The sequence below is a fragment of the Agromyces larvae genome (assembly GCF_022811705.1).
GTDB classification, from domain to species: Bacteria; Actinomycetota; Actinomycetes; order Actinomycetales; family Microbacteriaceae; genus Agromyces; species Agromyces larvae.
In genome coordinates, this window is record NZ_CP094528.1 from 1,269,953 (window position 1) to 1,295,030 (window position 25,078).

Below are 25,078 nucleotides of genomic sequence, written 5' to 3' on the forward strand. Positions count from 1 at the left end.
GCGTCCGTCGTGCGTGTGTTCAGCCGAGCGTCGAGTGCGTGAACCGGCCGCCGAGCAGGGTCGCCGCGACCGGCATGGTGCGCAGCCGGTCGGCGGGGACGGCGAGCGGATCGAGTTCGACGACCGCGAGATCGGCGCGCACGCCCTGGCGCACCTCGTGGCCGGCGCCGTCGGTCGATGCGGCGAGCGCGACGCGTGCCTCGACGGCCTGCTCGGGATGCCACGGCTCGCGTCCGTCGCGGGCGCGCCCGACCGCGGCCGAGATCGCGACCCACGGGTCGAGCGGGGCGACGGGGGCATCCGACCCGAGCGCGAGCTCGACGCCCGCGGCGGCGAGCTCGGCGAGCATGAACGCTCGGTCGGTGCGCCCGGCCCAGTACCGGTCGGCCACGTCGCGGTCGTCCATCGCGTGCTCGGGCTGCACGCTCGCGACGACGCCGAGGGCCGCGAAGCGGGCGACATCCTCGTGGCGGAGCAGTTGCGCGTGCTCGATGGTCGCCCGGCCGTGCCATCCGCCCGGCGAGACCGCCTCGAACGCGTCGAGCACCCGGGCGTTGGCACGGTCGCCGATGGCGTGCACCGCGGGCGTGATGCCCCCGGCGTGGGCGCGGCGCAGGTGCGGCACGAGCTCGTCGTAGGGGACGGTCGCGAGCCCGTGAGGGTGCTCGTCGGCCCCGAGACCGGGATAGGGGTCGAAGCACCACGCGGTGCGGGTGTTCAGCGACCCGTCGGTGATGACCTTCGCGCCGCCGACGGTGACGAGCCCGTGCGTGCCGGGCACCGGGTCGCCGGTGTGGAGCCGCTCGTCGAGCGCGCGGTCGAGGTGCTGGGGGTAGATGCCGAACACGACCCGCAGCAGATCGAGCCCGCCGCCGACGCGGCGCGCCCAGTCGTCGCGGTTCCAGCGCATCTCGTAGTCGACGACGCCGACGACGCCGCGGGCAGCCGCGGCGGCTGCGGCATCGGCGACCCAGGCGTCGAGCACATCGGCGGGCACGTCGTCGAGCGCGCGCACGAGGGCGAAGCAGTCGTCCTCGCGAAGCAGCCCGGAGGTGCCGGCGGCCGCGACCACCCCGTGCCGTCGGGCTGCTGCCGAGTTGAGCCAGCACGAGTGGAGGTCGGCCGAGACGAGGACCACCGGCACGTCGCCCGACACCCGGTCCAGCAGTCCGAGGTCGGGCGCATCCGGCCAGAGCCCGTCGCGGTAGCCGAAGCCGATCAGCTCGGTCGCGCCGCCCTCCACGGATGCCGCCACGAGTGCCGCGGTCGCTGCCGCACTCTCGGCAGCGGCGAGGTCGAGCCTGCGGGCCGCCATCGCCCACTGCGACATGTGGACGTGGCGGTCCCAGAGCCCGGGGATGACGAAGCGGCCCCCGAGCGCGACCCGATCGGCGCCCTCGGGCTCGGGCGCGACGCCGGCCGGTGCGATCGCGGCGATCGCACCGTCGACGACGTGCACGTCGACCGGCGCATCGCGGCCGGGAAGCCGCCCGCCGGCGAGCACGAGCGCGCGATCGACCCCGCTCACTCCGCGCCTTCGGCCCGAGCCGCGCGACCGGCTCGGAGCGCCGTGTGGGTGCGCCGCATCTCGTCGGCGAGCGCGGGGCTCGCATACGGGCCGTCGCCGTCGAGCTCGGTCATGATGCGGTCGACGACGGCGTCGGGCTTGTTCTGGCTCATCTTGTTCTTCGCGGTCCACCGCGTGATCGGGATGCGCAGGCCCACGGTGCCCGCGGCGATGCGGTCGGCGTAGACCGAGTTCTCGGCGGTGCCGCGCATCCGGCGCGGCTCGGGCATGGCGTCCTCGAAGCGGTCGACGAGGTCTTCGAGCACACGCAGGTTCTCGTCGTCGGAGAGGATCTCGGGCGTGCCGTGCAGGTGCGCGACGACGAAGTTCCAGGTCGGCACCGCAGGGTTCGCGTCGTACCACCCGGGTGAGATGTACCCGTGCGGGCCCTGCACGATGACGAGCAGCTCGTGACGCCCGAGCTCGTGCAGCATCTCGTCGGGGCGGCCGACGTGCGTGAGCAGCACGATGCCGTCGGCGTCCTCGTCGAGCAGCACCGGGTAGTGGCTCGCGACCAGGCCCGAGGCATCCGTCATGCTGACCAGGGTCATCCACGGATGCTCGCGGATCAGTCGCTTCACGCCGTCCTCGCTCGCGAGGGTGAAGCTGGGGTTCTGTCGCATCGGGTCCTCGGTTCGGGTCAGGCCTGGCAGTAGGGGCACCAGTAGAGCTTGCGGGCGCCCATCTCTTCGAGCGCGATGTTCGTGCCGCACACCCGGCACGGCAGCCCCTCGCGCTTGTACACCCAGTGCCGGTCGGCGCGGTTCGCCATCGCGGCGCGCCAGGCGTCGGGGTCGAGGTCGTCCATCGTCATCATCTGGCCCGTCTCGACGCCGATGCGCAGCAGCTTCGCCCAGTCGCGCCAGAGGTGCCGCACGTGCTCCTCGGGCACGTCGCGGCCCGGCGTGTGCGGGTTCTGGCGCGCGCGGAACAGCAGTTCGGCCCGGTACACGTTGCCGATCCCGGCGACGACGTTCTGGTCCATGAGCAGCAGTCCGATGGGCACGCCGCGCCGTCGCACGGCCGCGGTGAAGCGGTCTTCGGCGGCGTCGCCGTCGTCGAGCAGCGGGTCGGGGCCGAGCTTCGCGACGACCTGCTCGACCTGCGCGGGGTCGAGCACCTCGCACGCGGTCGGCCCGCGCAGGTCGGCGCACACCGTCTCGGTCAGCAGGCGCACCCGCACCTGGCCGACGGGCTCGGGCGGGAACGACTCGAGGCCGCCGCCCTCCTTCTCGGACTCCGACATGCGCAGCCGGGTGCGCCGCGGTGCGCCGATCGAGGTGACCGAGTTCTCCCCGGCCGCGTCGAACACCCGGGACTCGGATGCCACGGCGTCGGGGTTCGGACCGTCGACGAACGTGCCGCGCTGGTTGGTCTGGCCCATGCGCCCGTTCGCGGACGCGATCGTGGCGTCCAGCAGGATGTCGCCCGCGAAGTCCCACGCGCCGTAGATGCCGAGGTGCACGCGCAGCCACACGTCGCCCTCGAACCCGAGGAACATCTGCTTGCCCACGGCGCGGGCCTGGGTCATCCGCCGCCCGTCGAGCTCGGCCGCACCGGCCGCGAACCGGCCCTGCGGGCTCGACGCGTGCACGACGTGCCCGACGAAGTTGCGCTCGAACTGCCGGGCGATGCGGTGGACGGAGTGGCCCTCGGGCACGACTACTCCGCGTCGGGGGCGACGACGTCGACGCCCTTGCCCGCGATGTCGCCGGTCTGCTCGTACTCGGCGAGCTGGGCGATGCGGCGCACGTGCCGCTCGTCGCCCGAGAACGGCTCGGCGATGAACGCGTCGATGTAGCGGATCGCCTCTTCGACGGTGTGCTGGCGCGCACCGATCGAGATGACGTTCGCGTCGTTGTGCTGGCGGGCGAGGATCGCGGTGTCCATGCTCCACACCAGGGCGGCCCGGATGCCACGCACCTTGTTGGCCGCGATCTGCTCGCCGTTGCCGGACCCGCCGAACACCACGCCCAGCGCGCGCACGCCCGCGGCCTGATCGCGCGCGACCGCGTGCGCCGCGTTGATGCAGAACGCCGGGTAGTCGTCGAGCGGGTCGTACTCGGCGGGGCCGTGGTCGACGACCTCGTGACCGCCGTTGGTCAGATGGTCGACGAGCGTGCGGCTGAACTCGAGGCCGGCGTGGTCGGTCGCGATGTGGATGCGCATGCACCAAGTCTAGGGACGCGACAGGTGCCCCGAATGCACCCCTGGCTTAGGCTGGTTCGCGGTGCGTGCGGCCAGAAGCCGCAGCCCCGATGCATCCGATCGAATCGACTGGAGACCCCGTGCCCGGAGACAATCTCACCCGCTCAGAAGCCGAGGAGCGCGCCGCCCTCGTCACCGTCCACGACTACGACGTCGTGCTCGATGTGACGACGGGCCCCGACGTGTTCCGGTCGACGACGACCGTGCGCTTCGCCGCGACGGCGGGTGCCTCGACCTTCATCGACGCCATCACGGCCGCCGTGCACTCGGTGACCCTGAACGGCGTCGCGCTCGACCCCGCCGAGGTCAGCGACGGCGTGCGCATCGCGCTGCCGAACCTGCAGGACGAGAACGTGCTCGTCGTCGACGCCGACGGCCGGTACATGCACACGGGCGAAGGCCTGCACCGCTTCGAGGACCCGTCCGACGGCGAGGTCTACCTCTACACGCAGTTCGAGGTGCCCGACTCGCGCCGCATGTTCGCGGTGTTCGAGCAGCCCGATCTGAAGGCCGCGTTCCGGTTCACCGTGACCGCGCCCGCGCACTGGCAGGTCGTCTCGAACCAGCCGACGCCCGAGCCGGTCGCCGCGGGCGCCTCGGCCGACGGACAGGAGCGCGCGACCTGGGCGTTCGGCCCCACCCCGCGGATCTCGAGCTACATCACCGCGCTCATCGCCGGGCCCTACGATGTCGTGCGCGACGAGCTCACCAGCTCCGACGGGCGGGTCATCCCGCTCGGCGTGTTCAGCCGCAAGAGCCTCTCGCAGTACCTCGACGCCGACTACATCTTCGAGAAGACCAAGCAGGGCTTCGAGTACTTCGAGCGCAAGTTCGGCGTCGCCTACCCGTTCGACAAGTACGACCAGCTCTTCGTGCCCGAGTACAACGCCGGCGCGATGGAGAACGCGGGCGCCGTCACCTTCACCGAGGTGTACGTGTTCCGCTCGAAGGTGACCGACGCGATCAAGGAGCGCCGCGTCGTCACGATCCTGCACGAGCTCGCCCACATGTGGTTCGGCGACCTCGTCACCATGAAGTGGTGGAACGACCTGTGGCTGAACGAGTCGTTCGCCGAGTGGGCGTCGACCATCGCCACCGCCGAGGCCACCGAGTGGGTGAACGCGTGGACGACGTTCAACTCGATGGAGAAGACCTGGGCGTACCGTCAAGACCAGCTGCCGTCGACGCACCCCATCTCGGCGACGATCAACGACCTCGAGGACGTGCTCGTCAACTTCGACGGCATCACCTACGCCAAGGGCGGCTCGGTGCTGAAGCAGCTGGCGGCGTGGGTCGGCGTGGACGCGTTCTTCACGGGCGTGGGCGCGTACTTCCGCAAGCACGCGTGGGGCAACACCACGCTCGCCGACCTGCTCGCCGAGCTCGAGGTCGCCAGCGGCCGCGACCTGTCGGGCTGGTCGGATGTCTGGCTCGAGACCGCGGGCGTGAACACCCTGCGCCCCGAGCTCGAGACCGACGAGACCGGCACGATCACCTCGTTCGCGGTGCTGCAGTCGGCGCCCGCCGACTACCCGACGATCCGCCCGCACCGGCTCGCGATCGGCTTCTACCAGCTGCGCGACGGCAAGCTGGTGCGCGAGCACCGCGTCGAGCTCGACGTCGACGGCGAGCGCACCGACGTCGCCGAGCTCGTCGGCCTCGCCCGCCCCGACCTGATCCTCGTGAACGACGACGACCTCGCCTACGCGAAGATCCGCCTCGACGAGGCATCCCAGCAGGTCGCCATCGCGAACCTGTCGGCCATCGAGGACCCGCTGGCGCGCGCGCTGGTCTGGAGCAGCGTGTGGGACGCGACCCGCGACGGCGAGACCCCGGCGAGCGACTGGCTCGACCTGGTGCTCGGCAACATCGCGAGCGAGACCGAGTCGACGACGCTGCGCATCGTGCTCGCGAACGCGATCCTGGCCGCGAGCTCGTACGTGGCGCCGGCCGAGCGCGCCGCGTCGCGCCGTCGGCTCGCCGACGGCTTCTGGGCGCTCGCGCAGGCCGCCGCAGCCGGCAGCGACGCCCAGTTCCAGTTCGTGAAGTCGTTCGCCGCGATCGCCGAGGCCGGCACGAACGTCGACGCGCTCGCGGGCCTCGCCGACGGCTCGATCGCGCTCGACGGGCTCGAGATCGACACCGACCTCGGGTGGGAGCTGCTGCGCGCCCTGGTCGCGGCCGGTCGCGCCGGCGACGCCGAGATCGACGCGCGCCTCGCCGACGACAACACCGCGACCGGTCGCGAAGCGGCCGCGCACGCCCGTGCCGCCATCCCGACCGCCGCAGCGAAGGAGCGCGCCTGGGCGTCGCTCGTCGACAGCGACACCGCGAGCAACTCGGTGGTGCGCGAGACCGCGGCCGGGTTCCTGCGCGCCGACGACACCGCACTGCTGGCACCGTTCGTCGACCGCTACTTCGGCGTCATCGAGCGGATCTGGGAGGAGCGCAGCTACGCGATCGCGGAGAAGATCGTCGACCTGCTCTACCCCGCGCCCCTCGCGAACGCCGACCTGGCCGCCGCGAGCCGCGCCTGGCTCGACGCGCACGCCGAGGCCGCACCCGCGCTGCGCCGCCTGATCGTCGAGCACCTCGCCGGCGTCGAGCGCGCGCTCACCGCGCAGGAGCGTGACGCGCAGGCCTGACCGCATCTGCGACGTCGGCCTCGGGGCGCCGGCGGAGTGGTACCTCGGTACCACCCGCCGGCGCCCCGAACCGTCCTCACGGCCGATGTGCCGGCCGTCGCCGCTGCGTAGCGTCGACGACATGATCACCGCCACCGGGCTGTCCAAGCGCTACGGCGCCAAGACGGCCGTCAACGACATCACCTTCACCGTGCGACCGGGCGTCGTCACGGGATTCCTCGGGCCGAACGGCGCCGGCAAGTCGACCACGATGCGCATGATCGTCGGCCTCGACCGCCCGAGCGCCGGCGCCGTGACCGTCAACGGCAAGCCGTACGCCGAGCACCGCGCACCGCTCCACGAGGTGGGCGCGCTGCTCGACGCGAAGGCCGTGCACACCGGTCGCACCGCCGAGAACCACCTGCTCGCGATGGCCGCGACCCACGGCATCGGCCGCAGCCGAGTCCGCGAGGTCATCGAGCTCACGGGACTCGAATCGGTTGCACGCAAGCGCGTCGGCGGATTCTCGCTCGGCATGGGCCAACGGCTCGGCATCGCGGCCGCCCTGCTCGGCGACCCGGCCACCGTCATCCTCGACGAACCCGTCAACGGGCTCGACCCCGAGGGCGTCCTCTGGGTGCGCCAGCTCGTCCGCCATCTCGCGTCCGAGGGGCGGACGGTGTTCCTCTCATCGCACCTGATGAGCGAGATGGCCCAGACCGCCGACCACATCGTCGTGCTCGGGCGCGGCGAGATCATCGCCGACGCACCGGTCGCGGACATCATCGAGGCGGGCACCCGCCGTCGGGTCCGGGTGCGGTCGCCGCACGCCTCGCAGCTGGCCGACCTGCTCGCCGCGCCCGACGTCGCGGTGCTCCGCGCCGAGGCCGGCGTGCTCGACGTGACGGGGGTCGAGGCATCCGTCATCGGCGACCTCGCCGCGCAGCACGCGCTCGCACTGCACGAACTCACCCCGCAGCACGCGTCGCTCGAGGAGGCCTACCTGGCCCTCACGTCCGACGTCGTCGAATACCGTACGGAGGCACTCCGATGACCGCCATCACCACCGAACCGACCGGCCGCCCCGCGCAGCGACCCGCACCGCGCACCTCGCTCGGCTTCGGCGGCGTGCTGCGCTCGGAGTGGATCAAGCTCCGCAGCCTCCGCTCGACCGTCTGGTCGTACCTCGTGGTCATCGTCGTCGCCGTCGGCATCGCGGTCATCATGGCGTTCAGCATGCGCGACGGCGTGGTGGCGGGCGATCTCAGCGCGCTGCCCGCCGCCGACCAGACCCGGGCCGTGCTGCAGGCGTCGATGGTCGGCATCTACCTCGGCCAGCTCGTCGTCGGCGTGCTCGGCGTGCTCGCGATCAGCGGCGAGTACACGACCGGCATGATCCGGTCGACGCTCGCCGCGGTGCCCCGCCGGTTCGCAGCGCTCTGGGCGAAGGCCGCGGTGCTGTTCGTCGCGACGTTCGTCGTGGGCGTCGTCGCGCTCGGCGCGGCGTTCGCCGCGGCATCGATCGTGCTCGGATCGGGCGGCGTGTCGGCCGACCTCGCCGACCCCGGTGTCGTCCTCACCGTGCTGGGCGGCGCCCTCTACCTCGCACTCGTCGCGGTGTTCGCCCTCGGCGTCGGCACGATGCTGCGTTCGAGCGCGGGCGGCATCGCGGTCGTGCTCGGGATCATGATGCTCCTGCCGACCGTGCTGCAGCTCATTCCCGCGCAGTGGGCGCAGGACCTCCTGCCCTACCTGCTGTCGACCGCGGGCTTCGCGATCTTCAACGGGTCGCTGAACGAGCCGGCCGCCGCCGCGACCGATCCCGACGCGTGGCAGGGGCTGGCCATCGTGCTCGGCTGGGTGGCGGCGTCCCTCGCCGGCGGCGCAACACTGTTGAAGCGGCGCGACGCGTAGCATCCACTCCATGGCGAACGCCGATCCGGCGCACGGCGCACGCTCCCCCGACCTGCCCGAGACGGCGGTCGGGGGAGCACTGCGTCTGCCGAAGCCGCCCGGCTTCATCCGCAGGTTCTGGGCGAGGCATCCGCGGCTCGTGGACGCCCTGGTCGCGGCCGTCTACGTGCTGCCCACCGTGACCGTCGCCACCGTCAGTGCAGCCGGCGCCACCCCGGTGACGCCCCCCGCGTGGACGAGCGTCGTGCACGCGGCGGGCATCCTCGCCGCGGGTGTCTGCCTGCTGCTCTTCCGGCGCACGCGACCGTGGCTCGTGCTCGTGGTCGCCTGGGCGGTGTGCCTGGCCGTCGCGGTGACCGGCTCGGTCGAGGCGCTGCCCGTGCTGCTCGCCCTGTACGGGCTCGGCGTCTACCGCTCGACGAGGGCGGCCTGGATCGGGTTCGCCGGGTCGGTCGCGGTCTCGGTCGCGGCGACCTGCCTCGCCGTGTGGCTCGAGTTCGTCCAGGCGATCCCCGACGGGCTGATCGACCGCGACGGACCGCCCGCGATGACCTCGCAGGCGGTCGTCGGAACGCTGATCGCGACCCTCATCGGCGTGACCGTCGGCAACCGTCGCCGCTACCTCGACGCGCTCATCGCCCGAGCGCACGACCTCGCGCGCGAACGCGACCAGCAGGCCCGCCTGGCCGCCGCGGCCGAACGCGCGCGCATCGCCCGCGAGATGCACGACATCGTCTCGCACGGGCTCACCGTCATGATCACGCTCGCCGACGGGTCCGCCGCGACCGCCGTCCGCGACCCCGAGCAGGCCGCCGCCGGGATGCGCATCGTCGCCGAGACCGGTCGCGACGCGCTCGGCGACATGCGTCGCATGCTGGGGGTGCTCACCGGTCCGGATGCTCCGGCCGAGCGTCACCCGCAGCCCGATGCCGGCGGACTCCCCGAACTCGTCGACGGGTTCCGCGACGCCGGCCTTCCGGTGCGGCTGACGACCTCGGGGGTCGCACCCCACGACTCGGCGTTCGGGCTCACGGTGTACCGCATCGTGCAGGAGGGGCTCACGAACGTGCTGCGCCACGCGTCCGGCGCCTCCCGGGTCGACGTGACGGTGGCCGCCCACGACGGCATCGTCGACGTCCTCGTCGAGGATGACGCGCCCGCCGCCCGCGACGTGCCCGCCACGACGGGCGCGGGCCGCGGGCTCGCGGGCGTCCGCGAGCGCGTCGCGCTCTACGGCGGTACCGTCGAGGCCGGGCCCGGACCGCGCACCGGGTGGCGCCTGCACGCGACGCTGCGGGCCGACGGTCGCGCCGGCGTGCGCGAGGAAGCAGGTGGAGACGCATGAGCGGAATCCGGGTGGGCCTCGTCGACGACCAGGCGCTGGTGCGCACCGGGTTCCGGCTCGTGCTCTCGGCCGAGCCCGGCATCGAGGTGGTGGGCGAAGCCGCGGACGGCGCTCAGGCGATCGAGCTCGTGCGCACCGTATCCCCCGACGTGCTGCTCATGGACGTGCGCATGCCGGACATGGACGGCATCGAGGCGACCGCCGCGATCGCCCGCCGACCCGGCGCCCCGCACATCCTCGTGCTCACGACGTTCGACCTCGACGAGTACGCGTTCGCCGCGATCCGCGCCGGTGCCAGCGGGTTCCTGCTGAAGGATGTGCGACCCGACGAGCTCGTCGCGGCGATCCGCACGGTGCACGCGGGCGAGGCCGCGCTCTCGCCGCGGGTCACGCGGCGGATGCTCGAGCTGTTCGCCGACCGGTTGCCCGCGCCGCAACCGCACGGCGGGGCGGCCCGCGATGCACGCGGGGCCGCCGGAGCCGACGCCGGCGGGGCATCCGTGATCGCCGCGCTCACGCCCCGCGAGCGCGAGATCCTCGTCGCGATCGGCGAGGGCCTGAACAACACCGAGCTGGCCGAGCGATTCTTCCTCTCCGAGTCGACGGTCAAGACGCACGTCGGCCGGCTGCTGCAGAAGCTCGACGCGCGCGACCGGGTTCGGCTCGTGATCATCGCGTACGAGCACGGCCTGCTTCCCGCAGACGCCGGCGGCAGCGCATCCGGAACGCCCGCGACCGGCGACTAGGCTGGCCGGGCGAACGCGACACGGAAGGACGCCCATGCCCGCTGCCGACCTGACCCGAGCCGAGGCAGACGCGAGGGCCCGGCTCATCACCGGGCCGAGCTACGAGGTCGCTCTCGACCTCACGGGCGGCGGCGACACGTTCGGATCCGAGACGGTCGTGCGATTCGGCGCCGAGCCCGGTGCGTCGACGTTCATCGAGTCGACCGCGGTCGAGGTGCACGAGCTGGTGCTGAACGGCCGGGCCCTCGACGCGGCTGAGGCGATCGACGGGTCGCGCATCCGACTCGACGATCTGGTCGCCGAGAACGAGCTGCGCGTGGTCGCGACCCGCGCATACTCGAACACCGGCGAGGGGCTGCACCGGTTCGTCGATCCCGTCGACGGCGAGACGTACCTCTACACCGAGTTCGCGGTCGCCGAGGCGAACCGGGTGTACGCGGTGTTCGACCAGCCCGATCTGAAGGCGTCGGTGCGGTTCGAGATCACCGCGCCCGCGCACTGGACGGTGCTGTCGAACGCGCCCTCGCCCGACCCGGTCGCCGCCGAGCCTGTCGAGCTCGCTGAGCCTGTCGAAGCGAGCCCCCCTTCGACAAGCTCAGGGAGCCCTTCGACCAGCTCAGGCAGCCCTTCGACCAGTTCAGGGAGCCCTTCGACCAGCTCAGGGAACCCTTCGACCAGCTCAGGGAACCCTTCGACCAGCTCAGGCCGCGAGGCATCCGCCACCTGGGCCTTCGAACCGGGGCCGGTGATCTCCAGCTACATCGTCGCCATCGTCGCAGGCCCGTACGCGAGCTGGCGCGACAGCGCCGCGAGCGTCGACGGCCGCGAGGTGCCGCTCGGCCTGTTCACCCGCCGCTCGCTCGCCCGGTACGCCGAACCCGAGGTGATGTTCGAGCTCGTGCGCGACGGCCTCGCGTTCTACGAGCGCGCGTTCGGCGTCGCCTACCCGTTCGGCAAGTACGACCAGATCTTCGTGCCCGAGTACAACTGGGGCGCGATGGAGAACGTCGGCGCGGTGACCTTCAACGAGGGGTACCTGTTCCGGTCGCGGGTCTCCGACGCGCGTCGCGAGCAGCGCGCGATCGTCGTGCTGCACGAGCTCAGCCACATGTGGTTCGGCAACGCGGTCACCATGAAGTGGTGGAACGACCTGTGGCTGAACGAGTCGTTCGCGACCTGGGCGTCGACGCTCGCGACCTCGCAGATCACCGAGTTCACGGGCGTCTGGGCGACGTTCGCGAGCGACGAGAAGACGCACGCGGCCGAGCAGGATCAGCTGCCGTCGACGCACCCGATCGTCGCCGAGATCCGCGACCTCGCCGACGTCGAGGTCAACTTCGACGCGATCACCTACGACAAGGGCGCGTCGGTGCTGAAGCAGCTCGTCGCGTGGGTGGGCCTGGACGCGTTCCTGCGCGGCGTCGGCGCGTATCTCTCCCGCCACGGCGGCGGCAACGCGACGCTGCGCGACCTGCTCGACGAGCTCGAGCGCGCGAGCGGGCGAGAACTCACCCGGTGGAGCGAGGTCTGGCTCGAGACCGCGGGCGTGAACACGCTGCGCGCGGTGATCGAGACGGATGCCTCGGGCACGATCACGTCCGCGACGATCGAGCAGTCCGCGGCCGCCGACCACCCGACCCTGCGACCGCACCGCCTCGCGGTCGGCTGCTACCGGCTCGACGGCGACCGCCTGGTGCGCGAGCACCGCGTCGAGCTCGACGTCGACGGGGCATCCACCCCGGTGCCCGAACTCGTCGGGCTGGCCGCGCCCGACCTGCTGCTCGTGAACGACGACGACCTCACCTACGCGAAGGTGCGGCTCGACGCACGGTCGTTCCAGACCGCGGTCGAGCACCTCGGCGACCTCGTCGACCCGGTCGCACGCGCCGTCGTGCTCGGCTCAGCGTGGGACGCGGTGCGCGACGCGGAGCTGCCGGCGAGCGAGTTCGTCGAGCTCGTGCTGCGCGGCATCGGGCGCGAAACGCAGTCGGCGGCGCGCAGCCTGGCGCTCGGCCGGCTCGAGACCGCGCTGTCGCGGTACGTCGCCGACGACCGGCGCACGCAGCTCGCGGCGGACGCGGGCGATGCGATCTGGGCGCAGGCGCAGCTCGCCGAGCCCGGATCCGACGCGCAGCTGCAGTTCGTGAAGGCGTTCACCCGGCTCGCCGCCACCGCGTCGCACGCGCAGGTGCTCGCCTCCCTCGCCGACGGGTCGGTCGCGCTCGACGGGCTGGCCGTCGACCTCGATCTGCGCTGGGAGCTGCTCATCGCGCGCGCCGCGCTGGGCGCGGCGACCGAGGACGAGATCGCCGCCCAGCTCGCCGACGACGACACCGCCAAGGGCCGGCAGCTCGCCGAGACCGCCCGCGCCGCGCGCCCCGACCAGGCGGTGAAGGATGCCGCGTGGGAGCGCGTCGCGACCGACGCGACGCTCTCGAACGACCTCGCGCGCGCGATCGCCGACGGCTGGCTTCGCGCCGAGCCCGCGACGCTGCTCACGACCAACGTGCGCCGGTACTTCGCGATGCTGCAGAAGGTCTGGGCCGAGCGCGGGTTCACGATGGGCTCGCTCATCGTGCGGCGGCTGTACCCGGCGCCGCTCATCGACCCCGAACTCGCCACGCTGACCCGGGCCTGGCTCGACGCGAATCCCGAGCCCGCACCGCTGCGCCGGTACGTCGCCGAGCATCTCGCCGAGCTCGAGCGCGCCATCGCCGCGCGCGCCCTCGACGCGGCATCCGCCGAGCGCGCGACGGCCACCGAGCTCCCAGCCGTCGCGAACTAGACTCACCAGCCATGGTCATCTTCGCGGAGCCTGCGCCCGACGAGACCCCGCTCGACGCGGGGTTCTGGAGCGACCTCGCGACCTGGTGGAGCGAGCACTGGGGCATCATCGTCGGCAAGCTGGTCGCGATCATCGTCATCGTCGCGATCGCACTGCTGATCCGCTGGCTGCTGCACTTCGTGATCGACCGCACCGTCGACCGCATCGTCACGGGGGTGAAGGCCAAGCAGGACGTCACCGACACCCAGGCGCTGCAGGCGTCGCCGTTGGCTGCGGTGCGCCTCGTGCAGCGCACCCGCACCCTCGGCACCGTGCTGTCGAACATCGTGAACGTGACGCTGTTCATCGTGGTCGTGCTGATGCTGGTGAACGTGATCGACACCTCGATCCTCGGCTCGTTCGCGCTGCTGTCGGCGGCGATCGGCGCCGGCCTCGGCTTCGGTGCGCAGAACATCGTGAAGGACGTGCTGAACGGCATCTTCATGGTCGTGGAGGACCAGCTCGGCGTCGGCGACGTGGTCGACCTCGGCCCCGCGACCGGCATCGTCGAGGAGGTGCGGATCCGCATCACCACGGTGCGCGACGTGAACGGCACGCTCTGGTTCGTGCGCAACGGCGAGATCCTGCGGGTCGGCAACATGTCGCAGGGCTGGGCGCGCGTGATCGTCGACCTCGCCGTGCCGTACGACGCCGACATCGACGCCGTCGAAGCGCAGATGCTGAAGGCGGCGACCGAGCTCGCGCACACGTCGAAGTGGCGCTCGCGGGTGCTCGAGAAGCCCGAGGTGTGGGGCCTCGAGTCGATCTCGGCCGAGGCGATGGTGATCCGCATCGTGATGAAGGTGCGCACTTCCGCGAAGGACGACATCGCGCGCGAACTGCGCGTGCGGCTGAAGCGCGCACTCGACGAGATGGACGTGCAGCTGCCGAGCCTGAACGCGGTCGTGCTCACCGGCTTCGACGGGGCGACCCGGGTGAAGGGCGCGCGCCCGCCGCGGACCGCACCGAACGCGGTGCTCGCCGGCGGGGCATCGGATGCCTCGACGGGAGCCGCGGCATCCGGCCGCCGCCCGAAGCGGAGCCCGCGACCGAAGACCCCGCCGCCAGGCAGCACGAACGGAGGCGCCTCATGAGCGAAGCATCCCAGTCCGCGGTTCCGCCGTCGGTGCCGCCCGCGTCGGTGCGGCCCGCTCCGGTGCCGCTGCGCGGCAGCGACGACGGCGCCGCGCTCGGGCCGTCGTTCTTCGAGCAGGTCGGCGGCCATGCGACGTTCGAGCGCCTCGTCGACGTGTTCTACCGCGGCGTCGCCGACGACCCGGTGCTGAAGCCGATGTACCCCGAAGAGGATCTGGGGCCGGCCAAGCGCCGCCTGCAGCTGTTCCTCGAGCAGTACTGGGGCGGTCCCGGCACGTACAGCGCCGAGCGGGGGCATCCGCGTCTGCGTCTGCGCCACCAGCCGTTCCGGGTGAATCCCGACGCCCGCGACCGCTGGCTCGCGCACATGCGCCACGCGGTCGATTCGCTGGAGCTGTCGCCGCTGCACGAGGAGACGCTGTGGGACTACCTGCAGCGCGCCGCCTTCGCGATGGTGAACACGTTCGACGACTGACGCCCGTCCCCACCCGACCTGCCCACCCCCAGACGAAGGAGTCACCCGTGGCAGCATCCTCCCCCGCCCCCTCACCCGCCCGCAGCGCCCGAACGGCCCGCACGGCCCGAACGGCCCGCACGGCCCGCACCCCCGACGCGATCGTGATCGGCGCCGGCCTCGCCGGCCTGGTCGCCGCAGCCGAGCTCGTCGACGCCGGCAAGCACGTCGTCGTCCTCGAGCAGGAGCCGGCCGCCAGCCTCGGCGGCCAGGCGCACTGGTCGTTCGGCGGCCTGTTCCTGATCGACTCGCCCGAGCAGCGGCGCATGGGCGTCAAGGACTCCCCCGAGCTCGCCCGGCAGGACTGGTTCGGCACCGCGGGCTTCGACCGCGACGACGAGGATGCCTGGGGCCGGCGCTGGGCCGAGGCGTACCTCGAGTTCGCGGGCGGTGAGAAGCGCGCCTGGCTGCACGAGAAGGGCGTGCGCTTCTTCCCCGTCGTCGGCTGGGCCGAGCGCGGCGACGGGACGCCGACCGGTCACGGCAACTCGGTGCCGCGCTTCCACATCACGTGGGGCACCGGGCCCGGGGTGCTGGCGCCGTTCATCGCGCGGGTGAAGGCCGGCGAGGCGGCCGGGCTGGTGGAGCTGCGGCACCGGCACCGCGTCGACGAGCTCATCATCGAGGGCGGCGCCGTGGTCGGCGCGCGCGGTGCAGTGCTCGCCGACGACGACGCCGTGCGCGGCGCGCCGAGCAACCGCGACGTCGTCGGCGAGTTCGAGGTGCGCGCGCCCGCGGTGCTCGTCTCGTCGGGCGGCATCGGCGGCAACCCCGACCTGGTGCGCGAGTACTGGCCCGAGCGGCTCGGCACCCCGCCCGCCGAGATGCTGAGCGGCGTGCCCGCGCACGTCGACGGCCGCATGCTGCCGATCGCCGAGCAGGCCGGCGCCCGGCTCGTCAACCGCGACCGGATGTGGCACTACACCGAGGGCATCACCAACTGGGATCCGATCTGGCCCGCCCACGGCATCCGCATCCTGCCCGGCCCGTCGTCGCTGTGGTTCGACGCGACCGGCCGGCGGCTGCCCGTGCCGCTGTTCCCGGGCTTCGACACCCTCGGCACGCTCGAGCACCTCATGGGCACGGGGCACGGCCACTCGTGGTTCGTGCTCACCCAGAAGATCATCGAGAAGGAGTTCGCGCTCTCGGGCAGCGAGCAGAACCCCGACCTCACCGGCAAGGACCTGAAGCTGCTCGCCCAGCGGGTGCGCTCCGGCGCGCCGGGGCCGGTCGAGGCGTTCAAGCAGCACGGCGTCGACTTCGTGGTGGCCGACACGCTGCCCGAACTGCTCGACGGCATGCGCCGGCTCTCGGGCGACGCGGAGCTCGACACCGCGGAGGTCGAGCGGCAGATCCGCGCGCGCGACCGCGAACTCGACAACGAGTTCTCGAAGGACCTCCAACTCGCGGCGATCCGTTCGGCGCGTTGCTCGCGCGGCGACAAGCTGATCCGGGTGGCGACTCCGCATCGCATCCTCGACCCGGGCGCCGGGCCCCTCATCGCGGTGAAGCTGCACATCCTGACCCGCAAGACGCTCGGCGGCATCCAGACCGACCTCGACTCGCGCGCATTGGGCGCCGACGGTGCGCCCATCCCCGGCCTGTACGCGGCCGGCGAAGCGGCCGGCTTCGGCGGCGGCGGCGTGCACGGCTACCGGGCGCTGGAGGGCACGTTCCTGGGCGGATGCCTCTTCAGCGGCCGCGCGGCCGGGCGCGCCATGGCGCGCGGCTGACGGACGCCGCCCGGGCGGAGGCGGGCGCGACGGCGCTCGCCCCGCTCAGGACTTCAGGGTCCAGGGCTTGCGGCGCACGAGCACGTGCCCGCGCCGCGAGCTGAGCCGCGTCCACGGCCCGGTCTCGAAGATGCCGATCGGGTCGTCGCCGAGGAACCCGAGACTGTAGGCGGCGAAGCCCGCACCGGCCGGCACGTACTCGAGGTCGTCGATGCCGCGCCCCCACACCTCGCTGCGCACGCGCTGCACGAGCTGCTCGCCGGTGCCGGCCGGGATCGCCTGTGCGACCTCGTCGATCCCCGCTCGCGCCGCCCGCTCGAGGGTCGGGGCATCCGTCTCGCCGAGCGCTCGCCAGCCGCCTCGCGGCGGCGAGATGCCCGCCCAGGTCACCGTGTTCACCTCGGGCGGGCGCGACATGCTCACCGGCCGCGACGTGTCGTCGTCGGGAAGCTGACCGCGGGCGCGCACGATGCGCTCGACCAGCGAGCGCATCGGCACCACGCTGTCGAAGTCCTCGGTGTCGGAGAGGGCGAAGGTGCGCAGCCCGAGCACCGTCGGCGTCTCGTCGAGGATGCCCCGCGGGTACAGGATCGCGGTGTAGACCGCGAGGATGCCGCTCCCGGCGATGAGCCGCACGGATCCGTCGTCGACACGGCCCGCCCTCTGCAGATACGTGTGCAGGTCGCCGAGCGAGAGGCTGTCGGCGAGCGTCAGTTGCTGGACCATCTCCTGAATAAACTACCAAGGGACCGCCGCGACTCCGGCGGCTGCGCCGCACCGCCCACCGGACGCGACCGAGACGGAGACACGATGAACAGCCCGATCGAAGGTCTGCTGAGCACGCTCAACCTGACGAACACGGGCGCGCGCACCACCGAGGACATCTTCACCGGCCCCTCGCAGTGGATGCCGCGGGGCCGTGTCTTCGGCGGGCAGGTGCTGGCGCAGTCGCTCATCGCCGCCACGCACACGGTCGAAGCCGACCGCATGCTGCACTCCATGCACGGCTACTTCCTGCGCCCCGGCGACGTCGCGCACCCGATCACCTTCGCCGTCGACCGCATCCACGACGGGCGTTCGTTCTCGACCCGGCGCACCCAGGCGTACCAGCACGGCAAGCCGATCCTCTCGCTCATCGCGTCCTTCCAGACCGAGGACGACGGCATCGAGCACCAGGCCGGCATCCCCGCCGACCTGCCCGACCCCGAGTCGCTCCCGGCGGCCTCCGAGGTGCTCGAGGCGATCGACCACGACGTGGCGCGATTCTGGTCGCGGGAGCGCGCGTTCGACATCCGGCACATCCCCGCACCGATCTACCTGCACGCCGACGGCGAGCGGGTGCCGCGGCAGGCGCTGTGGATGCGCGCGTTCGGCAGGCTGCCCGACGACCCGAAACTGCACCGGGCCGCGCTCGCGTACGCGAGCGACTACTCGATCCTCGAGCCGATCCTGCGCGCGCACGGCATCGCGTGGGTGACACCCGGCCTCAAGATCGCGAGCCTCGACCACGCGATGTGGTGGCACCGCGACGCGCGCGTCGACGACTGGCTGCTGTTCACCCAGGAGTCGCCGTCCGCCGGCGGCGGTCGCGGGCTGTCGCTCGGCCGCATCTACACCCGCGACGGACTGCTCGTCGCCAGCGTCGCGCAGGAGGGCATGGTGCGCGTGCCCGACCCGGGTGCGTTCGACTGACGGGTGCATTCGACTGAATGAATCCTGTGCATCCGGTCATCGCGCGCACGGCTGCCCCAGAATGGCACACGGATGCCGCGGAGCGCGGCCCTGACGCGAAGGGACGACGATGACCGACAGCGCGGAGCTCACGCGACGGGGGTTGCTGACCATCGGCGGTCTGGGAGCAGCCGGCAGCGCGCTGGCGCTCGCCGGATGCGCGCCCGGGTCGGACACCGCTCCCGCGACCACCTCCGGCGACGACGGTGCCGGCGCCGACACCGGCGACGGCGGGGCGGGCGGCGAGGCATCCGCGGGCGCCGAGACGAAGTCGGGCACCGAGGTCGCCGCGCTCGCCGACGTTCCGGTCGGCGACAGCATCAGCGTCACGGTCGACGGCGCCGACGCGCTGCTCGCCCAGCCGAGTGCGGGCGTCGTCGCCTGCTTCAGTGCGATCTGCACGCACCAGCAGTGCAAGGTGGCCCCGGCGGGCGCCGAACTGCACTGCCCCTGCCACGGCTCGCGCTTCGACGCGGCGACCGGTGAGGTGCTGAACGGTCCGGCGTTCGAGCCGCTCACGCCGATCCCCGTGCACGTCGAGGGCGACCGCATCGTGACGGGTGCGTGAGCATGGACTACGAGTTCGCGGGGCTGCCGCTGCACGTGCTGCTCGTGCACGCCGTCGTGATCGGCGTGCCGCTGCTCGCCCTGCTGCTCCTCGTGCTCGCCGCGTGGCCCGCGGCACGCCGGGTGCTCTGGATCCCGGTGCTGATCGTCGCGATCGGCCTCGTGCCGCTCGCGCAGACCACGGTCGCCGCCGGTGAGTGGCTCGAAGCGCGCGTGCCCGCCGCACCGCTCATCCAGGAGCACACGTCGATGGGCGAGTCGATCCTGCCGTGGGTGTGGGCGCTGCTGGCGGTCGCGGTGGCGATCGCCGCGTGGGCGCTCGTGGAGCACGCAGCCCGCCGACCGGCGAACGCGGCATCCGATGCGGACACGGATCGCCGGCCGCGGCGCGGGGCGGTCGTCGCGGCCGGTGTCGTCCTCACCGTCGGGGCGGCCGTGGTCGGTGCCGGCGCGACCTGGACGGTCGTGCAGATCGGCGAGTCGGGCAGCCGTGCCGTCTGGGAGGGCACGTTCAGCGACGTGCCGCTCGACGACTGACCTCGGTCAGCGACGGCGGAACTCGACGGGCGCTTCGACGTACGGCAGCCACGCCGACCGCTCGTGCTCGGTGAGGCGGCGCGGCGTGTTCGAGGCGGCATCGACGAGCACGATGGTGGTGGCGGCCCGCGTGTACAGCGTGCGCGGCTCGACGCCCTCAGGGGAGAACACCTCGTAGCAGACCTCGAGGCTCGCCCCGCCCATCCGGCCGATCCACAGCTCGATGTCGAGCGGCAGGCGCCGATACGGGATCGGGGCGAGGTACTCGACCTCCTGCCGTGCGATGAGCGTGAGCGTGCTGGTGCCCTCGGACGCGTCGATCACCGCGGTCGACGCGCCGACCGCGTGCTCGGACGTGTCGTCCGACACCCAGAACGCCTGGATGCGAGCCTCTTCGAGCAGGCTCAGCATCCGGGCGTTGTTGACATGGCCGTACGCGTCGAGATCGCCCCAGCGGAGCGGCGTCGGCACGTGCAGGCGCATGTCAGTCGCGGGTCAGCTTGCGGTACGTCGAGCGATGCGGCTTGGCCGCGTCGGCGCCGAGCCGCTCGACCTTGTTCGCCTCGTACGACTCGAAGTTGCCCTCGAACCAGTACCACTTGGCCGGGTTCTCGTCGGTGCCCTCGTACGCGAGGATATGCGTCGCGATGCGGTCGAGGAACCACCGGTCGTGGGTGATGACGACCGCGCAGCCCGGGAACTCGAGCAGCGCGTTCTCGAGGCTCGACAGGGTCTCGACGTCGAGGTCGTTGGTCGGCTCGTCGAGCAGCAGCAGGTTGCCGCCCTGCTTCAGCGTGAGCGCGAGGTTCAGTCGGTTTCGCTCACCGCCCGAGAGCACACCGGCCTTCTTCTGCTGGTCGGGGCCCTTGAAGCCGAACGTCGACACGTACGCGCGGCTCGGCACCTCGGTCTTGCCGACCTGGATGTAGTCGAGCCCGTCGCTGACGACCTCCCAGAGGTTCTTGTTCGGGTCGATGCCGGTGCGCGACTGGTCGACGTACGAGTTCTTCACCGTCTCGCCGATCTTCACCGAACCGCCGTCGACCGGCTCGAAGCCGACGATCGTCTTGAACAGCGTCGACTTCCCGACGCCGTTCGGGCCGATGATGCCGACGATGCCGTTGCGCGGCAGCGAGAACGACAGGTTCTCGATGAGCTTGCGGTCGCCGAAGCCCTTCTCGAGGTTCTTCACCTCGAGCACGACGTCGCCGAGTCGCGGCCCCGGCGGGATCTGGATCTCCTCGAAGTCGAGCTTGCGCGTCCGCTCGGCCTCGGCTGCCATCTCCTCGTAGCGCGCGAGACGCGCCTTCGATTTGGCCTGACGGCCCTTGGCGTTCGAGCGCACCCACTCGAGTTCGTCCTTCAGCCGCTTCTGGAGCTTCTGATCCTTCTTGCCCTGCACCTGCAGGCGCTCGGCCTTCTTCTCGAGGTACGTCGAGTAGTTGCCCTCGTACGGATACAGCCGGCCGCGGTCGACCTCGCAGATCCACTCGGCGACGTGGTCGAGGAAGTACCGGTCGTGGGTGACGGCGAGCACGGCGCCGGGGTACTTGGCGAGGTGCTGCTCGAGCCAGAGCACGCTCTCGGCGTCGAGGTGGTTCGTCGGCTCGTCGAGCAGCAGCAGGTCGGGCTTCTGCAGCAGCAGCTTGCAGAGCGCGACACGGCGCTTCTCACCGCCCGACAGCACCGAGACCGGGGTGTCGCCGGGCGGGCAGCGCAGCGCGTCCATCGCCTGTTCGAGCTGCGAGTCGAGATCCCATGCGTCGGCCTGGTCGATGTCCTCCTGGAGGCTGCCCATCTCGGCGAGCAGCGCGTCGAAGTCGGCGTCGGGCTCGGCCATCGCGAGCGAGATCTCGTTGAACCGGTCGAGCTTCGCCTTGATCGGGCCGACGCCCTCCTGCACGTTCTCGAGCACGGTCTTGGACTCGTCGAGCTCGGGCTCCTGCATGAGGATGCCGACCGAGAACCCCGGCGTGAGGCGCGCCTCGCCGTTGGAGGGCTGGTCGAGCCCGGCCATGATCTTCAGGATCGTGGACTTGCCCGCCCCGTTCGGACCGACCACGCCGATCTTCGCTCCGGGGAGGAACGCCATCGTGACGTCGTCCAGGATCACCTTGTCGCCGACCGCCTTGCGGGCGCGAACCATCGAATAGATGTACTCAGCCATTTGCTACCAGTCTATGGGGACGGTCGCGCCGACCAGACAGCGGCCGGTTCCGAGCAGGGGGCGCACCGCGCCGTGGTAGCCGCCCGATGCCGGACCGAATTGCCCGACGAGGCACTCACCCTGGAACTGCACCGCGAACTGGATGGAGTCGGCCGGCTTGTCGAGGGTGGTCACGTCGCTCGTGACCTCCATCTTCGACTTGTCGAACCCGGCCTGCACCAGCGCATCGATGAACGCACGCCCGCCGGCCGACGGATTCGCCGCGACCACCGCGAGGTTGACGTAGTCGAACGCCGGCAGATTCTCGGTCGCCGAGAGATCGGGCATGAGCGTCGGCGTCGGCGCATCGGCGGGACCCGCGGAGGCGGTGGGGACCGGGCGCCCGGTGGGCGCTGCGGTGGGCTCGGGGTCGGGCGCGGTGCAGCCCGCAAGGGTGAACCCGAGGCAGGCGACGGCGAGCCCGAGGATCGCCCTGGAGGTGCGGCGCCGTCTCATGTCTCCCCTTCCGGCGGTGCCGTCCGCCCGTGCCGAGTCTATGCGGTCGGCCCGGCCCGGGCGGACGAGCGCACCGCTCAGCGCAGCGATCCGGCGAGTTCGGCCGCGAACCCGGCCGGGTCGTCGTGCTCGCCGTCATCGACGATGTCGTGCCCGTTCTCGACCGCGAAGCCCCCAAGCTCGGCGAACCCGCCCTCGGGGTCGGGCGCGGAGACCGCGTACTCGTCGCCGCTGCCCGCACCGTTCACCGCGTCGGCGGCTGGCTCGCCGCCGCTCGCGCCGAGCTCCCCCTCGGCAGCGCTCGACGTCTCGTTCGCGGCCTCGGGCGCCACCTTGCGCACCCGGGTGACGCCCCAGGCGAGGTCGTGGCCGATGGCGTCGGCCTCGATCTCGACCGCGGTGCCGCTGCGCTCCCCCGCCTCCCACGCCCGCTGCTTCAGGCGGCCGTGCACGATGACGTGCTCGCCCTTGCGGATCGACAGCGCCGTGTTCAGCGCGAGATTGCGGAACGAGGACACGGTGTACCAGTTGGTGTCCGCGTCGACCCACGCGCCCTGCACACGGTCGAAGTAGCGGCGCGTGGACGCGAGCCGGAAGCTCGTGATGGCGAGGCCCTGGTTCGTCTGGTACGGCCGCGGGTCGCTGCCCACGATGCCGGTGATGGTGATCTGGTCGGTCATGATGCTCCTCAGCAGTCGGCGTCGCCGGGATCGGCGGCTCGCGGCATCCGGAGCGCTCGTGCCGGTGATCGCCCCGGATGCCGCGTGCTCAGAGATTGGCCCATGGCCGAGGCATCCGACCGCCCGAGCGACGCGACTGTGCACGATCGCACCCGAACCGCCGGCTGTCGAGGAGAAGTCGCGGAGTCGGAGGCGACCCGGCGGCCCGACCGCCGTAGGCTGACCGACATGACCCACCTCGCCTCCCCTGACCGCTACGACCGCATGCCCTACCGCCGCGTGGGCCGCAGCGGTCTGAAGCTGCCCGCGATCTCGCTCGGCCTGTGGCACAACTTCGGTCACGACCGCCCCTTCGACACCCAGCGCGCGATCGTGCGTCGCGCCTTCGACCTCGGCATCACGCACTTCGACCTCGCGAACAACTACGGCCCGCCCCCCGGCAGCGCCGAGGAGAACTTCGGCCGGATCCTCTCGACCGACCTGTCGGCATACCGCGACGAGCTCATCGTCTCGTCCAAGGCGGGCTACGACATGTGGCCCGGACCCTACGGCGAGTGGGGCTCGCGCAAGTACGTGCTGGCCTCGCTCGACCAGAGCCTGTCGCGGCTGGGACTCGAGTACGTGGACGTGTTCTACTCGCACCGGCCCGACCCCGAGACGCCCGTCGCGGAGACGATGGGCGCGCTCGCGAGCGCGGTGCAGCAGGGCAAAGCGCTGTACGTCGGCGTCTCGAACTACTCGCCCGAGCAGACGCTGGCCGCGGCCGAGGCGCTCGCCGAGCACGGGATCCCGCTGACCATCCACCAGCCCCGGTACTCGATGTTCGACCGGCACATCGAGGACGGCCTGTTCGACGTGCTTCGCGAGATCGGATCGGCGGCGATCGTGTTCTCGCCGCTCGCGCAGGGCCTGCTCACCGACCGGTACCTGTCGGGCGACGTGCCCGCCGACTCGCGCGCGGCGACCAGCCGGTTCCTCTCCCCCGAAAAGATCAGCGCCGAGTACCTCGTGCGGGTGCGCGCCCTCGACGAGATCGCGAAGCAGCGCGGCCAGACCATCGCGCAGCTCGCGATCAGCTGGGTGCTGCGCGAGCCGACGGTCGTGAGTGCGCTCGTCGGCGCCTCGAGCGTCGCCCAGCTCGAGCAGAACATCGCGGCACTGGATGCCTCGCCGCTGACGCCTGCCGAGATCGAACTGATCGAGCCGTACGCGGCGCACGGTACCGTGCTCGGCTGACGCCGCACCGCACACCCGCCCACGCCCCTCGATGTCGGTGGTCGGCCCTAGCGTTCCCAGGAGAACGCAGGGCCGGCTGCACGACGAGAGGAGCGATCATGACCATCCCGACCACGACCGCCGTCGCGTATCAGCGCGAGCCCTTCCCCGAGGCCGTGCCCGGCCTGCGCTTCGCCGCCGCCGCACCCGGGTTGTGGCGCGTCGCGTCGGCGACCGGTGCCGTGCTCGGCCACATCGAGCGGCGCACCGGTCTCGATGCCGACGAGCGCTTCGTCGCCCGACGTCTCGTGACCGGCACCGCGCGCACGATGCCGGTCGGCGAGTTCCGCAGCTCGCGCGACGCGGCCGAGGTGTTCCGCTGAACGCGGCGGCGGCGGCTCCAGGTTCGGCCACGCCGACGGCGATCACGCCGACGGCGAAGGTCGGGCGATAGCCTGCGCGCATGGAGTGGTGGAACGATTTCGTCAGCTGGCTCGCGTCGCCGGGCGCCCGTCCGGCGCTGTTCTCGGCCGGCGTGCTGTTCATCGCGGTGATCCTCTCGGGGCTGCTGGCGGCGTGGATCGCGAGCGCTTCGACCCGTCGACTCGTCGCACAGCGCGACCGCGAACAGAAGACCGCGGCCGTGCAGGCGCTCGTCGACGCCGCGACCGAGGCCTCGGTGTGGAACTCGCTCACCCCGCAAGAGCAGGTGCTCGCCGACCGCGCGGTCGGTCAGGCCGACATCCTCGTCCGTCTACTGCCGATTCGCGGCGCCGCCGTCGCGGCGAACTGGGCCGCGCACCAGCTCCACGAGCTGAAGCGCGCATCGGCGACGTTCGGCTACCAGCTCGACCCCGCCGTCGCCGAGTTCCGCGATCGGCTCATCGACTGGGAGCGCCGCCCGAACCGGGCCCGCCGTCGATTCCAGGACGATCTCGCGCACTGGCGCACGCAGCGGAAGGAGCCCGACCAGGCGCTGATCGACGAACAGGACTCCTGGGTGGCCGAGCAGCACCACGACCGCTACGGCGACACGGCGGCGCTGGCCGATCCGCCGGCCGACGAGCGGTCACCGTCGACGAGCCCGGTCCCCGTCGTCCGAGCCGACTGACGGGG

At 72.1% G+C, this 25,078-nt stretch carries 24 protein-coding genes; 15 read left to right on the forward strand and 9 right to left on the reverse strand.

Annotated elements, in window-relative coordinates:
* Positions 1–19 precede the first annotated feature (19 nt).
* From MTO99_RS05905 to MTO99_RS05920, 4 genes are read right to left on the reverse strand one after another with little or no spacing between them, the layout of a single operon-like run.
* Complete coding sequence (locus MTO99_RS05905; RefSeq protein ID WP_243557771.1) at positions 20–1,528, reverse strand: amidohydrolase; 1,509 nt, start codon at positions 1,526–1,528, stop codon at positions 20–22.
* A complete protein-coding gene (locus MTO99_RS05910; protein ID WP_243557772.1) occupies positions 1,525–2,190 on the reverse strand; it encodes an FMN-binding negative transcriptional regulator in 666 nt (221 codons plus the stop codon). The genes MTO99_RS05905 and MTO99_RS05910 overlap by 4 nt, the downstream gene beginning before the upstream one ends.
* A gap of 17 nt (positions 2,191–2,207) precedes the next feature.
* On the reverse strand, positions 2,208–3,227 hold the full coding sequence (locus MTO99_RS05915; protein WP_243557773.1) for an Fpg/Nei family DNA glycosylase: 1,020 nt from the start codon (positions 3,225–3,227) through the stop codon (positions 2,208–2,210).
* A 2-nt stretch (positions 3,228–3,229) separates the two neighbouring features.
* Complete coding sequence (locus MTO99_RS05920) at positions 3,230–3,736, reverse strand: ribose-5-phosphate isomerase (protein ID WP_243557774.1); 507 nt, start codon at positions 3,734–3,736, stop codon at positions 3,230–3,232.
* A 119-nt stretch (positions 3,737–3,855) separates the two neighbouring features.
* Between MTO99_RS05920 and pepN (MTO99_RS05925) the strand changes: the two genes are divergently transcribed.
* From pepN (MTO99_RS05925) to MTO99_RS05965, 9 genes are all read left to right on the forward strand, one after another.
* Positions 3,856–6,420, forward strand: coding sequence for an aminopeptidase N (gene pepN, locus MTO99_RS05925; RefSeq protein WP_243557775.1), 2,565 nt, complete (start codon positions 3,856–3,858; stop codon positions 6,418–6,420).
* 121 nt (positions 6,421–6,541) lie between these two features.
* Positions 6,542–7,453 carry an ABC transporter ATP-binding protein gene (locus MTO99_RS05930; protein WP_243557776.1) on the forward strand — a complete coding sequence of 304 codons (912 nt, stop codon included), beginning with the start codon at positions 6,542–6,544 and terminating at the stop codon, positions 7,451–7,453.
* The gene (locus MTO99_RS05935) at positions 7,450–8,313 is read left to right on the forward strand and encodes an ABC transporter permease (protein WP_243557777.1); all 864 of its coding nucleotides are present in this window, start codon (positions 7,450–7,452) and stop codon (positions 8,311–8,313) included. Before MTO99_RS05930 ends, MTO99_RS05935 begins: the two co-directional genes overlap by 4 nt.
* A 10-nt stretch (positions 8,314–8,323) precedes the next feature.
* Positions 8,324–9,658 carry a sensor histidine kinase gene (locus MTO99_RS05940; protein WP_243557780.1) on the forward strand — a complete coding sequence of 445 codons (1,335 nt, stop codon included), beginning with the start codon at positions 8,324–8,326 and terminating at the stop codon, positions 9,656–9,658.
* Positions 9,655–10,404 (forward strand): response regulator transcription factor, encoded by a 750-nt coding sequence (locus MTO99_RS05945; RefSeq protein WP_243557782.1) that lies wholly within the window; start codon positions 9,655–9,657, stop codon positions 10,402–10,404. Before MTO99_RS05940 ends, MTO99_RS05945 begins: the two co-directional genes overlap by 4 nt.
* A gap of 34 nt (positions 10,405–10,438) precedes the next feature.
* Positions 10,439–13,189: an aminopeptidase N gene (gene pepN / locus MTO99_RS05950; RefSeq protein ID WP_243557784.1), complete on the forward strand. Its 2,751-nt coding sequence runs from the start codon at positions 10,439–10,441 to the stop codon at positions 13,187–13,189.
* A gap of 11 nt (positions 13,190–13,200) precedes the next feature.
* Positions 13,201–14,322, forward strand: coding sequence for a mechanosensitive ion channel family protein (locus tag MTO99_RS05955; RefSeq protein WP_243557786.1), 1,122 nt, complete (start codon positions 13,201–13,203; stop codon positions 14,320–14,322).
* Complete coding sequence (locus tag MTO99_RS05960; protein WP_243557788.1) at positions 14,319–14,798, forward strand: globin; 480 nt, start codon at positions 14,319–14,321, stop codon at positions 14,796–14,798. Before MTO99_RS05955 ends, MTO99_RS05960 begins: the two co-directional genes overlap by 4 nt.
* Positions 14,799–14,938: 140 nt before the next feature.
* A complete protein-coding gene (locus MTO99_RS05965; protein ID WP_256461048.1) occupies positions 14,939–16,570 on the forward strand; it encodes an FAD-binding dehydrogenase in 1,632 nt (543 codons plus the stop codon).
* 45 nt (positions 16,571–16,615) lie between these two features.
* Here MTO99_RS05965 and MTO99_RS05970 read toward each other — a convergent pair whose 3' ends face one another.
* Entirely contained in the window at positions 16,616–17,296 is a 681-nt protein-coding gene (locus MTO99_RS05970) for a DUF8185 domain-containing protein (RefSeq protein WP_243557790.1), read from the reverse strand.
* An 84-nt stretch (positions 17,297–17,380) separates the two neighbouring features.
* Here MTO99_RS05970 and MTO99_RS05975 point away from each other — a divergent pair, with 84 nt between their 5' ends.
* From MTO99_RS05975 to MTO99_RS05985, 3 genes are all read left to right on the forward strand, one after another.
* Positions 17,381–18,262 carry an acyl-CoA thioesterase gene (locus MTO99_RS05975; RefSeq protein ID WP_243557792.1) on the forward strand — a complete coding sequence of 294 codons (882 nt, stop codon included), beginning with the start codon at positions 17,381–17,383 and terminating at the stop codon, positions 18,260–18,262.
* A 109-nt stretch (positions 18,263–18,371) separates the two neighbouring features.
* Entirely contained in the window at positions 18,372–18,869 is a 498-nt protein-coding gene (locus MTO99_RS05980) for a Rieske (2Fe-2S) protein (RefSeq protein WP_243557794.1), read from the forward strand.
* 2 nt (positions 18,870–18,871) lie between these two features.
* On the forward strand, positions 18,872–19,405 hold the full coding sequence (locus MTO99_RS05985) for a hypothetical protein (RefSeq protein WP_243557796.1): 534 nt from the start codon (positions 18,872–18,874) through the stop codon (positions 19,403–19,405).
* Between the two features lie 6 nt (positions 19,406–19,411).
* On the opposite strand, the gene MTO99_RS05990 is transcribed toward MTO99_RS05985, so the two are convergent.
* The 4 genes from MTO99_RS05990 to MTO99_RS06005 all read right to left on the reverse strand — a co-directional run bounded on the left by MTO99_RS05990 (position 19,412) and on the right by MTO99_RS06005 (position 22,747).
* A complete protein-coding gene (locus tag MTO99_RS05990; protein ID WP_243557798.1) occupies positions 19,412–19,888 on the reverse strand; it encodes an acyl-CoA thioesterase in 477 nt (158 codons plus the stop codon).
* A 1-nt stretch (position 19,889) separates the two neighbouring features.
* Positions 19,890–21,572: an energy-dependent translational throttle protein EttA gene (gene ettA / locus MTO99_RS05995; protein ID WP_243557800.1), complete on the reverse strand. Its 1,683-nt coding sequence runs from the start codon at positions 21,570–21,572 to the stop codon at positions 19,890–19,892.
* Between the two features lie 3 nt (positions 21,573–21,575).
* The gene (locus tag MTO99_RS06000) at positions 21,576–22,067 is read right to left on the reverse strand and encodes a DUF6993 domain-containing protein (RefSeq protein ID WP_243557802.1); all 492 of its coding nucleotides are present in this window, start codon (positions 22,065–22,067) and stop codon (positions 21,576–21,578) included.
* 77 nt (positions 22,068–22,144) lie between these two features.
* Positions 22,145–22,747, reverse strand: coding sequence for a single-stranded DNA-binding protein (locus MTO99_RS06005; protein WP_243557805.1), 603 nt, complete (start codon positions 22,745–22,747; stop codon positions 22,145–22,147).
* A 228-nt stretch (positions 22,748–22,975) separates the two neighbouring features.
* Between MTO99_RS06005 and MTO99_RS06010 the strand changes: the two genes are divergently transcribed.
* The 3 genes from MTO99_RS06010 (at position 22,976) to MTO99_RS06020 (ending at position 25,073) form a co-directional block, all read left to right on the forward strand.
* Positions 22,976–23,983, forward strand: coding sequence for an aldo/keto reductase (locus MTO99_RS06010; protein ID WP_243557807.1), 1,008 nt, complete (start codon positions 22,976–22,978; stop codon positions 23,981–23,983).
* 98 nt (positions 23,984–24,081) lie between these two features.
* Positions 24,082–24,345 (forward strand): hypothetical protein, encoded by a 264-nt coding sequence (locus tag MTO99_RS06015; RefSeq protein WP_243557809.1) that lies wholly within the window; start codon positions 24,082–24,084, stop codon positions 24,343–24,345.
* Between the two features lie 80 nt (positions 24,346–24,425).
* Positions 24,426–25,073, forward strand: coding sequence for a hypothetical protein (locus tag MTO99_RS06020; protein ID WP_243557811.1), 648 nt, complete (start codon positions 24,426–24,428; stop codon positions 25,071–25,073).
* Positions 25,074–25,078: the final 5 nt, after the last annotated feature.